Consider the following 13,699-nt stretch of genomic DNA (forward strand, 5'->3'; position numbering starts at 1 on the left):
TAAGCATTGCGTATGAATGGTTGACACCCGCCAATGATTCCTGTACCAATAAATACAATGACTCATTCATGAACTGGGACGCCGCTCTAACATGTTCGCTTCTTTCCGTCTACTAGGCCTACTACTACTCGCACTGTCGATGCGCGGTACGCTGGTACACGGAGTTCAGAGCTGACTCATACGTCCCAGATAAAGAACCCGCGCATGGCGCGGGTTTTTTTTTGCCCGCGCAACGTGCCCAGAAACCGCGTCCAAAAACGAAGATAGGATTAATCATGAGCCAACAAGTTATAATTTTTGATACCACGCTGCGCGACGGTGAACAAGCATTGCAGGCCAGCCTGAGTGTGAAAGAGAAACTGCAAATCGCCCTGGCTCTGGAAAGAATGGGCATCGATGTAATGGAAGTGGGTTTCCCGGTGTCCTCTCCCGGCGACTTTGAGTCGGTCCAGACCATTGCCCGTCAAATCAAGAACAGCCGGGTTTGCGGCCTGGCCCGCTGCGTGGAAAAAGATATCGATGTGGCCGCCGAAGCCTTGCGCGTCGCCGAGGCGTTCCGCATCCATGTGTTTCTGGCGACCTCCACGCTGCATATTGAATCCAAGCTCAAGCGCAGCTTCGAACAGGTGATGGAGATGGCGGTGCAGTCGGTCAAACGCGCGCGCAACTACACCGACGATGTGGAATTCTCTTGCGAAGACGCCGGCAGGACCCCGATCGATAACCTGTGCCGTATCGTCGAAGCGGCGATTAACGCCGGCGCCCGCACCATCAATATTCCCGATACCGTCGGCTACACCACCCCGGTACAGTTCGGCGGCATCATCACCTCCCTGTATGAACGCGTGCCCAATATTGATAAAGCCATTATCTCGGTGCATTGCCACGACGATCTGGGCATGGCGACCGGCAATTCCATCGCCGCGGTGCAGGCCGGCGCCCGTCAGGTCGAAGGCACCCTGAACGGCATCGGCGAGCGCGCCGGCAACACCGCGCTGGAAGAAGTGATCATGGCGATTAAAGTGCGCGCCGATATCCTGGGCGTGCACACCAATATCAATCATCAGGAAATCTACCGTACCAGCCAGATTGTCAGCCAGCTGTGCAATATGCCCATCCCGGCCAACAAGGCGGTGGTGGGGTCCAACGCCTTTGCCCACTCCTCCGGCATCCATCAGGACGGCGTGCTGAAGAACCGCCAGAACTACGAAATCATGACGCCGGAAACCATCGGTCTGAAGGAAGTGCAGTTAAACCTGACCTCGCGTTCCGGCCGGGCGGCGGTGAAGCATCGCATGCAGGAAATGGGCTATCAGGAACAGGATTATAATCTGGACGAACTGTATGCCGCCTTCGTCAAGCTGGCGGACAAAAAAGGCCAGGTATTCGATTACGACCTCGAAGCGCTGGCGTTTATCAGCAAGCAGCAGGAAGAACCCGAACATTTCCGCCTGGACTATTTCAGCGTCCAGTCCGGCTCCAACGATATGGCCACGGCGTCGGTTAAGCTGGTGTGCGGCGAGGAAACCAAATCCGAAGCGGCAACCGGCAATGGTCCGGTGGACGCGGTCTACCAGGCGCTGAACCGGATCACCGACTATCCCATCACGCTGCAGAAATATCAGCTGACCGCAAAAGGCCACGGCCGCGACGCGCTGGGCCAGGTGGATATTGTGGTGGATTATCACGGCCGCCGCTTCCACGGGGTCGGCCTGACTACCGATATCATCGAATCCTCGGCCAAGGCAATGATACACGTAATGAACAATATCTGGCGCGCGCGGCAGGTCGAAATCGAACTGCAGCGTCTGCAAGGGCAAAACAATAAACGGGATTACCAGGAAACGGTGTGAACATGAGCAAGACATATCATATAGCGGTTTTGCCGGGCGACGGCATTGGCCCTGAAGTCATGGCGCAGGCCTACAAAATTTTAACCGCCGTGCGCCAGCGTTTCGACGTACGCATCACCACCAGCGAATACGACGTCGGCGGCGCCGCCATCGATCGCCACGGCAGCCCGCTGCCCGCCGCCACGGTCAACGGCTGCGAGCAGGCCGACGCCATTCTGTTCGGCTCGGTGGGCGGCCCGAAATGGGAACACTTGCCGCCGGCCCAGCAGCCCGAGCGCGGCGCGCTGTTGCCGCTGCGTAAACACTTCAAACTGTTCAGCAACCTGCGTCCGGCGCGGCTGTATCCGGGTCTGGAGGATTTCTGTCCGCTGCGCGCCGATATCGCCGCCCGCGGGTTTGATATCCTGTGCGTACGCGAGCTGACCGGCGGCATCTATTTCGGCCAGCCGAAAGGCAGGGAAGGCAGCGGCATGCATGAGCGCGCGTTCGATACCGAGGTCTATCACCGCTTTGAAATCGAGCGCATCGCCCGCATCGCCTTTGAATCCGCCCGCAAGCGCCGCGGCAAAGTGACCTCGATCGATAAAGCCAACGTGCTGCAAAGCTCGATTATGTGGCGCGAAATCGTCACTGAAATCGCCCAGGATTATCCGGACGTGGCGTTGGCGCATTTATATATCGATAACGCCACCATGCAGTTGATCAAGGACCCGTCCCAGTTTGACGTGCTGCTGTGCTCCAATCTGTTCGGCGACATCCTGTCCGATGAATGCGCCATGATCACCGGCTCGATGGGCATGCTGCCCTCCGCCAGCCTCAATGAACAAGGCTTCGGTCTCTACGAGCCCGCGGGCGGTTCGGCGCCGGATATCGCCGGCAAGAACCTGGCCAACCCGGTGGCGCAAATCCTGTCCACCGCGCTGTTGCTGCGCTACAGCCTGGGCCTGGATGAAGCCGCCGCCGCCGTTGAACGGGCGGTCAACCAGGCGCTGGAAGCCGGACACCGTACCGCCGATCTGGCAGGCAGCGGCGCCGCGGTCGGCACCGATGAGATGGGCAGTATTATCGCCGGTTATATTACCCAGGGGGCATGAAGAGTATGGGCAAGTCGTTATATCAAAAATTATATGATGCGCACGTCGTCTACGAAGCGCCGGAAGAAACGCCTTTATTGTATATCGATCGTCACCTGGTGCATGAGGTGACGTCGCCGCAGGCGTTCGACGGCCTGCGCGCCATGGGCCGTCCCGTGCGCCAGCCGTCAAAAACCTTTGCCACCATGGACCATAATGTCTCCACCCAAACCAGGGACATTAACGCCAGCGGCGAGATGGCCCGTATCCAGATGCAGGAACTGATAAAAAACTGCGCGGAATTCGGCGTCCAGCTGTATGACCTGAACCATCCCTACCAGGGCATCGTACATGTGATCGGTCCCGAGCAGGGCATGACGCTGCCGGGCATGACCATCGTCTGCGGCGATTCCCATACCGCCACCCACGGCGCCTTCGGCGCGCTGGCCTTCGGCATCGGCACCTCGGAAGTGGAGCACGTGCTGGCCACCCAGACCCTGAAACAGGGCCGGGCCAAGACCATGAAGATTGAGGTTACCGGCCGCGCCGCCCCCGGCATTACCGCCAAGGATATCGTGCTGGCGGTCATCGGTAAAACCGGCTCCGCCGGCGGTACCGGCCATGTGGTGGAATTCTGCGGCGAGGCGATCACCTCCCTGAGCATGGAAGGCCGCATGACGCTGTGCAATATGGCGATAGAAATGGGCGCCAAGGCCGGTCTGGTGGCGCCGGACGACACGACTTACGCCTATCTGCAGGGCCGCCAGTTCGCGCCGAAAAGCGATAACTGGCTGCAGGCGGTCGCCTACTGGAATACCCTGAAGTCCGACGACGACGCGGTCTTCGATAGCGTGGTCACCCTGCGCGCCGACGATATCGCTCCGCAGGTCACCTGGGGTACCAATCCGGGTCAGGTGATTGCCATTAACCAGATAATCCCGTCGCCCGACTCGTTCAGCGATCCGGCGGAACGCAACTCCGCCGCCAAGGCGCTGGCTTATATGGATTTGCAGCCCGGCATCCGCCTGACCGACGTGGCTATCGATAAAGTGTTTATCGGTTCCTGCACCAACTCGCGCATCGAGGATTTACGCGCGGCCGCCGCCGTAGCCAAGGGGCGCCGCGTCGCCACCGGCGTACAGGCCATCGTGGTGCCGGGTTCCGGACCGGTCAAGGCCCAGGCGGAAGCCGAAGGCCTGGACAAAATCTTTTTGGACGCCGGCTTTGAATGGCGTTTACCCGGCTGCTCCATGTGCCTGGCCATGAATAACGATCGTCTTAACCCAGGCGAGCGTTGCGCATCCACCAGCAATCGTAATTTCGAAGGGCGCCAGGGTCGCGGCGGCAGAACTCATCTGGTCAGTCCGGCCATGGCGGCGGCGGCGGCGGTTACCGGTCATTTTGCCGACATTCGCGAATTGAATTAAGGAGACAGTTTTATGGCAAAATTTACCCAACATACCGGGCTGGTGGCGCCGTTGGATGCCGCTAACGTGGATACCGACGCCATTATTCCGAAACAGTTTTTACAAAAGGTCACCCGCACCGGTTTCGGCCAGCATCTGTTTAACGACTGGCGTTTTCTCGACGACGCCGGCAAGGTGCCCAATCCCGACTTTGTGCTGAATAAACCGCGCTTTCGCGGCGCCAGCATTTTACTGGCGCGGGAAAACTTCGGCTGCGGCTCGTCGCGTGAACATGCGCCTTGGGCGTTGGCCGATTACGGCTTTCAGGCGATCATCGCGCCAAGCTTTGCCGATATTTTTTACGGCAACAGCTTTAACAGCCAACTGCTGCCCATTACGTTGTCGCCGCAGCAGGTGGATGAACTGTTCCTCCTGGTCGCGGCCAATGAAGGCATCACCTTCACGGTGGATTTGGAACACCAGCGGGTCATTGCCGGCGAGAAGAGCTATCCGTTCGAGATCGATGCGTTTCGCAAGCATTGCATGATCAACGGGCTGGACAGTATCGGACTGACGTTGCAGCATGAAGGCGCGATTGCGGATTATGAGGCGAGCCAGCCGGCGTTTTTGCACTAAGTGTCGATTGCTGGCGACGGCGTGGGTACGCTGGGAGCAGGTTTCTCTTGCCGCTAGCAGCGGCGTTCCCTGTTGCCTAGTGCAGGCAAGCGACAAGAGGGATGCTAGCCCATCCCTCTTGACTCCCGGGCTTCCGGCAGATCGTGCGCCGCTGCGCGGTCCCTAACGTCACAATATCCCGTCTTATGGACCGCACGGGACGCGCTCCCGGCGCGACCCTTAGCTTTCGCCGCTCCCGGCGGCTCATCCAGCCGGGCATTGTGCCGCCAGCGCACTTTATGCCGGTACAACGTCAAAACCAACGTCTGTAATTAAAAAGTCTTTATTTGAACGCCGGGAATTTGTACGCCGGTAACTTAAATGCCGGGAATTTGTACGCCGGTAACTTAAATGCCTGGAATGTGAACGCCGGTGATAAGGGGAGCGGCCCTTTGGCCGGCATTGAGCGCGCTGACGGAGCCGGTTCCACCGGCACGAGCCGCAGGACGCGGCGAGAGGCCCGTTCGCGCCGGGAGCGCGTACGGGCCGGTGCGAAAAGGTGGATCCGGCGCAGGAAGGTACCGCTTGCGGCGCGCGATCTGCCGGGAGCGCGGGGTCAAGGGGATGGCGCGACTGCCATCCCCTTGTCGCTTGCCAGCGCCCGGCTCAACATATAAAACCAAACTTACGGCAAGCGAAAATACCGCAGGACTTTTATATCACCCCCCGCCACGAGACATCACATCCACTCCCGGTATTCTTCCTCGGACTGGGAGTCTATATGCCATTGGGTTACCTGTAACAACAGCGCCATACGCTGTCCGCTGCGGCCCCTGTCGGGACGGATCACGCCGCGCCCGCAAATGGCGGTAAAATAATGCTGATAAAACCGGCGCAAATTGGCTATTTTCATCGTTACAATCCCTATTCTGCCCTTTCGACACGACCAGTATCGGCTTAAGATACCGGAAGAAAAACAGATGACTTTTTAAGGAGTGTTCCTCTTTTATGTCCTCGCCACGCCTGCAGCAACAATTTATCCGCCTGTGGCAAAGCTGCCAGGGCAAGACACAGGAAACCACCCTGAACGAACTGGCGCAGGCGCTGAGCTGTACGCGCCGGCATGTGCGTACGCTGCTGAAAACCATGCAGGAAATGGGCTGGCTGCAGTGGCAGGCGACAGCCGGGCGCGGCAAGCGCTCGCAGCTGACCTTTCACTATACCGGCCTGGCGTTGCAACAGCAGCGGGCGGAGGATCTGCTGGAGCAGGATCGCATCGAGCAGTTGGTCCAACTGGTGGGCGATAAGGACAGGGTACGCCAGATGCTGCTTTCCCATCTGGGCCGCAGCTTCCGCCAGGGCAAGCACATATTGCGGGTACTGTATTATCGCCCGCTGCTGAACCTGCTGCCCGGCAGCCCTTTGCGGCGTTCTGAGAACCACATCGTGCGGCAGATTTTCAGCGGCCTGACCAAAATAAATGAGGAAAATGGGGAACTGGAAGCGGACCTCGCCCATCATTGGCAGCAAATTTCGCCGTTGTTATGGCGCTTTTACCTGCGTCCGGCGATCCATTTTCATCATGGGCGGGAACTGACGCCGCAGGATGTGTGCAGCTCGCTGCTGCGCCTGCGGGGAAATCCGCTGTTTTGCCATATAAAAGCTGTCTCGTCCGCCATCCCCAATACCGTTGATGTCGCCCTGACCGCCGCGGACGACTGGCTGCCCTGGCTATTGGGCAGCGTGCCGGCCATGATTTTGCCGCAGGAATGGGAGACGATGCCGGACTTCGTCCGCCGTCCCGTCGGCACCGGACCCTATGCGGTGATCGACAACCGGGAAAGCTTATTGAAGATTCGCGCCTTTGATGATTATTTCGGCTATCGCGCACTGATTGATGAAGTGAATATCTGGATCTTGCCGGAACTCACCGCCGAGCTGAGCTATTCCGGCGTCCAGCTCCAGGCGGATAACAGCACCCCGGGTCAATTGGAAACCCGGCTGGAGGAAGGCTGCTATTTCCTGCTGTTTGATGCCCGTTCGCCGCTGATGCAAAACGATGATACCCGCCGCTGGCTGAGTGAAAATATCGATCCCATCGCCATGCTGACCGAGGCGGGATCGGCCTACCAGCATTACTGGTCGCCGGCCTACGGTATCCTGCCGCGCTGGCGCCATAGCCGGGTCGCGCAACCGCGGCCAAGGCCCGCGGAGCTGCGCAGCATCACCCTGACGGTTTATCGCGCCCATTCGGAATTCGATGATCTTTGCCGCGCGCTCGGTGCGGTGCTGGCCCGGCAGGACATCGCGCTGGTGATCAATACCGTGGATTATGCCGCCTGGCATAACGGTGAGGCCGAGAGCGATTTATGGCTCGGCAGCGCTAATTTTTACCTGCCGCTGGATTATTCCCTGTTCGCCAGCTTTTACGAGATGCCGCTGATGCATCATTGCCTGCCGGCCGACCTTAACGACGCGCTGGAGAAATGGCGCGGCAAGGGCCTGTCCATGGCGCAATGGTGCCAATCGCTTATCACCGGCCATCGCCTGCACCCGCTGTTCCATCATTGGCTGATTCTACAGGGCCAGCGCAGCATGCGCGGGGTCAGGATGAATACGCTGGGATGGTTTGATTTCAAATCCGCCTGGTTCGCCCCGCCGGACCCGCAAGACCCGCAAGACACATAAGACACGTAAGACAGGCTGTTAAGCCAGGGATAAAACCATTACACTTGCATCTGTTCTCAACGGGGTGCGAAGCGTCCGGCATAGCGTTAGCCGGCGCGCAAGCTGAGAGTATACCCGTCGAACCTGATCCGGCTAATACCGGCGAAGGGATTTGAGAGTGCGTCCCGCTGCCGCCTCAAACGCCTTTGCCGCCTTTTTTTTCCAGGAGCGCAAAGTGTTGAAAAAATGGTTACCCTGCCTGCTATTGCTCGCCGCCGCCCCGGCGTTGGCAAAACCCGTCCTGACGGTTTATACCTATGATTCCTTTGCCTCCGAATGGGGCCCGGGGCCGGCGATAAAAACCGCCTTTGAAAAAGACTGTGGCTGCGAGCTGAAATATGTCGTGCAGGAAGATGGCGTCGCCCTGCTCAACCGTCTGCGCATCGAAGGCAAGAACAGCGACGCGGATGTGGTGCTGGGCCTGGATAACAACCTGCTTAAGCCCGCGCAGGATACGCATCTCTTTACGGCGCATAACGTCGATACCGCTCATCTGATCTTGCCGCAGGCGTGGCATGATCCCATCTTCCTGCCTTTTGATTACGGGTATTTTGCGTTTGTCTATGACAAGAACAAGCTGAAAAATCCGCCCAAAAGCCTGCATGAGCTGATAGACGGGCCGCAGGCGCTGAAAATCATTTACGAAGATCCGCGCACCAGTACCCCGGGACTGGGCTTATTGCTCTGGGTGCAGCAGGTATATGGCGATAAAGCGCCCCAGGCCTGGCAACGGCTGGCGAAAAAAACCGTTACCGTGCCCAAGGGCTGGAGCGAAGCCTATGGCTTATTCCTGAAAGGAGAAGCGGACATGGTGCTCAGCTATACCACGTCGCCGGCCTATCATATCAACGAGGAAAAGAAGGATAACTATGCGGCGGCGACCTTCAGCGAAGGCCACTATCTCCAGGTCGAGGTGGCCGGACAATTAGCCGCCAGTAAAAATCCGCAGTTGGCGCAGCAGTTTATGCGTTTTGTCGTTTCCCCGGCTTTCCAGCAGACCATTCCCACAGGCAACTGGATGTATCCGGTGATCAAAACCGCGCTGCCGGCCGGCTTTGACGTATTGCCGGCCAAGACGCTGAATTTCAGCGCGGATGACGTGGCGGCCAAACGCGGCGCGTGGACCCAGGATTGGTTGCGTTCCGTCAGCCAATGATGCCTGGCCGATGATACCGCGCTGGTTATGGCCGGGACTGCTGGCCGCGCTGATGCTGACGGCCGTGGCCCTGACGGCGGTCGGCGCCTTGTGGCTGAACGCGCCGACGCTCCAATGGCGCGACGTGCTGTCGGACAGCTATCTGTGGCATGTCCTGCGTTTTACCTTTTGGCAGGCGCTGCTGTCGGCGCTGCTATCGGTGCTGCCCGCCGTTTTTTTGGCGCGGGCGCTTTACCGCCGGCGGTTTCCGGGACGCCTGCTGTTGCTGCGCTTTTGCGCCATGACGCTGGTGCTGCCGGTGCTGGTGGCCGTGTTCGGCATCCTGAGCGTGTATGGTCGCCACGGCTGGCTGGCGCAGCTATGCCTCTGGCTGCATATTCCCTACGGTTTTTCACCCTACGGCCTGCGGGGGATCCTGCTGGCCCATGTATTTTTTAACCTGCCGTTGGCCACCCGCCTGTTGTTGCAGGCGCTGGAAGGCATTCCGGTGGAGCAGCGCCAGCTGGCCGCGCAGCTGGACATGGCGGGCTGGCATTTCTTCCGCATTCTTGAGTGGCCTTATCTGCGCCGTCAACTGCTGCCTGCGGCGGCGCTGATATTTATGCTGTGTTTCGCCAGTTTTGCCACGGTGCTGTCGCTGGGCGGCGGACCGCGGGCGACCACCATTGAGCTGGCGATTTACCAGGCCTTAAGCTATGACTACGATCCCGGCCGCGCGGCGCTGCTGGCCCTGGTGCAAATGATCTGTTGCCTGGGGCTGGTCTTGTCCAGCCAAGGGCTGACCCGCGCGTTTCCCGTCGGCGCGACGCATTTTTCCCAGTGGCGCAATCCCGGCGATAATCTGGCGCGCCGTTTGACCGACGCGCTGGTTATTGTCCTGGCGCTGGCGCTGCTGGCGCCGCCCCTGCTGGCCGTGGTGGCCGGCGGTGTCAATACGGGCATGGCGCGGGTCCTGTCGCAGCCGGCGCTGTGGTCGGCATTACTGACGTCGCTGCGCATTGCCCTGGGCGCGGGCCTGCTGTGCGTGGCGCTAACGCTGATGCTGCTATGGAGCAGCCGCGAGCTGAGGCTGCGTCAACGTCCCTGGTCCGCGCAGCTGCTCGATCTTAGCGGCATGCTGATCCTGGCGATGCCGGGCATTGTGCTGGCCACGGGTTTCTTCCTGATCGCCACCCATACCCTGGGATTGCCCCGTTCCCCCTATGCATTGGTCATACTGACCAATGCGCTGATGGCCATTCCCTACGCCCTGAAAATTCTGGAAACGCCGATGCTGGACCTGGCGGAAAGGTATTATCGTTTATGCCTGTCCCTGGATATGCGCGGCCTGACGCGGCTACATTGGGTGGAATGGCGCGCGCTGCGCCAGCCGATTGGCCGCGCCATGGCATTCGCCTCTATCCTGTCGCTGGGTGATTTTGGCGTGGTAGCGTTGTTCGGCAATGAACATTTCCGGACCCTGCCGCTCTATCTTTACCAGCAAATCGGCGCTTATCGCAGCGAGGACGGGGCCGTTACCGCGCTGTTCCTATTGGCGCTGTGCTTTTTACTATTTACGCTAATCGAGAAACTCACGGGGCTGCATGATAAGACTGGATAAAGCGACCTATCTTTACCAACATTTGCCGATGCGTTTTGACCTGCGGCTGGCGGCGGGAGAAAAGGTCGCCGTCCTGGGCCCCAGCGGCGCCGGCAAAAGCACCCTGCTCAACCTGATAGCCGGTTTTCTGCCCCTGCACAGCGGCAGCCTGTGGTTAAACGGCCAGGATCACAGTGCCACCCCGCCCGCCCGGCGCCCCGTCTCCATGCTGTTCCAGGAGCATAACCTGTTCGCTCACCTGACGGTGGCGGAAAACATCGGCCTTGGGCTGCATCCGGGGTTGGCGTTGACTCCGGCGCAACGGGAAGCGTTAAATGCGGTGGCGGCACAGGTAGGGCTGGAGAAACTGCTGGACCGCCTGCCGGGGCAACTGTCCGGCGGGCAACGGCAGCGGGCGGCCCTGGCGCGTTGTCTGGTGCGCGACCGCCCCATCCTGCTGCTTGATGAGCCGTTTTCCGCGCTCGACCCCGCCTTGCGTGTCGATATGCTGCAACGGGTGGACGACGTGTGCGCCAGCCGCGGCCTGACCCTGTTAATGGTATCGCACAACCTGGATGACGCCGTGCGCATCGCGCCGCGCACCCTGCTGATTGTCGATGGCCGCATTTATTACGACGGCCCGACCGCGCGCCTGGCGAGCGGCGAAGCCGGCGAAGCCGCCGTCCTGGGTATTGCGCCGCACGCGCCGGACCCGAGCCCGCGGTTGGCCGGAGAGGATTAACATCACCGATGCCCGGCGCCGCATAATGACGCGATGGCTTCTCGTGCTGGAATAAGATCGCGGCAAATAGCCAAAAATAGCATTCTTGAGCCGATTCACATTTTGCCAAATAAATTGTTACTATTATGAGATAGAATTAAATGCCGCCTGGAAATGCCGCAGAGCATCCATTGGTAAGGGCTTATTGTTGCACCCCAGTGGTTACAGGCATCGGCAGTAATAGCATTTTAATTATGTTGTACTAATGAACGTATTTGTAAACAGCTTATCGTCAATGCTGGGGAAACTCATATATAAAATAATCAAGATACGGCAGAAAAGCGTCATGCGTTTTCGCATGCCGCCTGGTAATGCCCGCAATTTACGAGTAGTGATTTTTATCGCCAGCGTTTCAGCCCGCCTATAAGGGAGTTGGGATGCTGGCCTTTCACGCCAAAAAGCCGCCATCCGGCCCCATCCCGGTATCACCCCACTGAATACCCCGCGCACAACATCATGATTATATTGTCAAACATATTACACCACCCCCCATTACGTTTTACAACCACTGCTGTTACGTCCCTCCGCGGCGGAAGAAAAACCGGCCTGCGCTTTTGCTGGTCGCCGTTTTTTCGCCACACATAAGCTTTTTTTTATTATTATCCATGTTTTTTTCTTTGAATTTAATGAAAAATAAGAAATTACTTATAAATAGCATTTTAAAGTTAAGATAATTTAACATTAGAATAAATATTGACTTGCTTCACACTATTATTTGAGAATGTTGTTTGATTTATTGCAATTAGAGTTTATATTAAATAAAAATCATATATAAAAATCACTTATTAAACATCCACTTCGATTATTGTATATTGAGTACAATCTGCATTAAGTTTTAAAGAATCTTATTTAACACAGCTGAATTTAACTTTACGCGACAGTAGGTCATGCACCCTGCGCAAGAAGGGACAATAGTGACTGTCATCTTTTTCTCATTAAAAATTTATGCAAACCATTAATTTAAACATCAGGAGAAACTGAATCACCGCGGCAGCAATGCCTTTGTGCAAATTTTACTTCTTATCAGACCAAACATCATAAATGACGGGATGATTCGTCAACCGTCAAATACGATTTTATTATCGGGGGTTAACTATAATGAGTGACAAAATTCTTAAAAAAATTGACTTCTTTGCCCAGCAGGGCGTCAAATACACTAACATCGTGTTTCAACTTAAACGAAACAATGCCGGCGCGTATTACTTTTCAGAAGCGCAAAAAATTGAGCACGAGCTCAAATTTAACTTTGAAACCATGGGAGTTTCCCCTTTATTTGACATATCCGGCAGTCCCCGTGATGATGCGGCCAAAGAAATGAATAAAACATTTGGCTTGGATCGCTATTTCAAAATCAAATTTTTTAATGAGAATGTCAACGCTGTTGAATATATTAATGAAATACTTCATGCCATTGCGCTATTCAGCTCAGTCGAGACGGTTTATCCCACTACCGAACCCGTATCGCTACGGGGCGCAAGAAGTTATAACGCTCTTCACACCGAGCAACCCACCCTTGATGATGAGCCCAAAACGCTTAACGGCGTGGAAAATTATAACTTCGTCCCTTTACAATATTATCTTTGGCCTGCCCGGCATTGTTTCAATAGCTTCAGGCTCGGCGGTGTCGACGGCACCGCCGGTCTAAGTTACGCCGGGGGCAGGGGCGAAAATGTCACCATCATTACCAACGAGCCTGATGCCTGGTTCACCGGTCATAATAACCTTCCTCCGGAGCGCGCTATTGTCGAAGGCGCCGTCACCGTCGGCTGCGACAATACCGCGTCCGTGGGAGTGATGGCGGGGCTGGAGCTGGGGTATGGCATTATGGGGATCGCCAGCCGGGCTAAGGTGGGTTATGCCGCCCGGGGCCTGCAATATCTCTATAACCTTTATCACCGTCTTAAGGCGGGAGACGTTATCCAAATAGGTATGCAGCATCAAGGAGGAAATAGATCTTATTATAATCAGGAATGTTATCTTCCGGTCGAATTTGAACCTGCCTGGTTTGATATGATCTCCGCGTTAACATCCAAAGGTATCCACGTTATTGAGGCGGCGGGGAATGGCGCGATTAATTTAGACCATCCGATACTTAACGGCAAATTCAATCGTCATCAAAGGGATTCAGGCGCTATTATTGTCGGAGCCCTCGACCCAAGGACGGGACTAAGGGCCGCCTACAGTAATTTTGGTTCGCGCATAGACAGTTCGAGCTGGGGTGATTTTGTGGTAACGACCTCATACGGTTATGCCACGCTGCTCAATAAAACCAATGCCTGGTACATCAATAATTTTTCCGGCAATTCGCCGGCCAATCCCATCGTGGCGGGTGTGGCGGCATGCCTGTCAAGTATTGCCATCGCCAATAAAAAAAACCTTACCGCCCCGCAGTTCCGTGAATTACTCACCAGTACCGGAACGGTGCTGGCGGAGAATTTTTCCTCGATTATAGGAACGCAGCCGGATTTAGGTAAGGCGATATATACCTTATTCTCCAAATACTGAAGCC

General features: G+C 56.8%; 10 protein-coding genes and 1 riboswitch. Of the genes, 9 read left to right on the forward strand and 1 reads right to left on the reverse strand.

Annotated features, from left to right (window positions below):
• Positions 1–275: 275 nt before the first annotated feature.
• The 4 genes from leuA to leuD are packed head-to-tail and all read left to right on the forward strand — an operon-like array spanning position 276 to position 4,968.
• Entirely contained in the window at positions 276–1,853 is a 1,578-nt protein-coding gene (leuA, locus tag ACL2XG_RS11490) for a 2-isopropylmalate synthase (protein WP_410016428.1), read from the forward strand.
• A gap of 2 nt (positions 1,854–1,855) precedes the next feature.
• Positions 1,856–2,947 (forward strand): 3-isopropylmalate dehydrogenase, encoded by a 1,092-nt coding sequence (leuB, locus tag ACL2XG_RS11495; protein ID WP_410016429.1) that lies wholly within the window; start codon positions 1,856–1,858, stop codon positions 2,945–2,947.
• A gap of 5 nt (positions 2,948–2,952) precedes the next feature.
• Complete coding sequence (gene leuC / locus ACL2XG_RS11500; RefSeq protein ID WP_413722137.1) at positions 2,953–4,353, forward strand: 3-isopropylmalate dehydratase large subunit; 1,401 nt, start codon at positions 2,953–2,955, stop codon at positions 4,351–4,353.
• Positions 4,354–4,365: 12 nt separating this feature from the next.
• Complete coding sequence (gene leuD, locus ACL2XG_RS11505; RefSeq protein ID WP_413722136.1) at positions 4,366–4,968, forward strand: 3-isopropylmalate dehydratase small subunit; 603 nt, start codon at positions 4,366–4,368, stop codon at positions 4,966–4,968.
• A 718-nt stretch (positions 4,969–5,686) separates the two neighbouring features.
• On the opposite strand, the gene sgrT is transcribed toward leuD, so the two are convergent.
• A complete protein-coding gene (gene sgrT, locus ACL2XG_RS11510; RefSeq protein WP_413722135.1) occupies positions 5,687–5,860 on the reverse strand; it encodes a glucose uptake inhibitor SgrT in 174 nt (57 codons plus the stop codon).
• Positions 5,861–5,955: 95 nt separating this feature from the next.
• On the opposite strand from sgrT, the gene sgrR reads away from it, so the two are divergent.
• The 5 genes from sgrR to ACL2XG_RS11535 all read left to right on the forward strand — a co-directional run bounded on the left by sgrR (position 5,956) and on the right by ACL2XG_RS11535 (position 13,695).
• On the forward strand, positions 5,956–7,635 hold the full coding sequence (gene sgrR / locus ACL2XG_RS11515; RefSeq protein WP_413722134.1) for an HTH-type transcriptional regulator SgrR: 1,680 nt from the start codon (positions 5,956–5,958) through the stop codon (positions 7,633–7,635).
• Positions 7,636–7,685: 50 nt separating this feature from the next.
• A riboswitch (TPP riboswitch) is annotated at positions 7,686–7,803 on the forward strand.
• A gap of 46 nt (positions 7,804–7,849) precedes the next feature.
• The gene (thiB, locus tag ACL2XG_RS11520) at positions 7,850–8,830 is read left to right on the forward strand and encodes a thiamine ABC transporter substrate binding subunit (RefSeq protein ID WP_413722133.1); all 981 of its coding nucleotides are present in this window, start codon (positions 7,850–7,852) and stop codon (positions 8,828–8,830) included.
• 10 nt (positions 8,831–8,840) lie between these two features.
• Positions 8,841–10,430 carry a thiamine/thiamine pyrophosphate ABC transporter permease ThiP gene (gene thiP, locus ACL2XG_RS11525; protein ID WP_413722132.1) on the forward strand — a complete coding sequence of 530 codons (1,590 nt, stop codon included), beginning with the start codon at positions 8,841–8,843 and terminating at the stop codon, positions 10,428–10,430.
• Positions 10,414–11,151, forward strand: a complete 738-nt coding sequence (gene thiQ / locus ACL2XG_RS11530) for a thiamine ABC transporter ATP-binding protein ThiQ (RefSeq protein ID WP_413722131.1) — start codon at positions 10,414–10,416, stop codon at positions 11,149–11,151. The genes thiP and thiQ overlap by 17 nt, the downstream gene beginning before the upstream one ends.
• Before the next feature lie 1,137 nt (positions 11,152–12,288).
• A complete protein-coding gene (locus ACL2XG_RS11535; protein WP_413722130.1) occupies positions 12,289–13,695 on the forward strand; it encodes a S8 family serine peptidase in 1,407 nt (468 codons plus the stop codon).
• The last annotated feature ends 4 nt before the right edge of the window (positions 13,696–13,699 follow it).

This window comes from Sodalis sp. RH24, from assembly GCF_047324145.1.
In the GTDB taxonomy this organism is placed as follows: domain Bacteria; phylum Pseudomonadota; class Gammaproteobacteria; order Enterobacterales; family Enterobacteriaceae; genus Acerihabitans.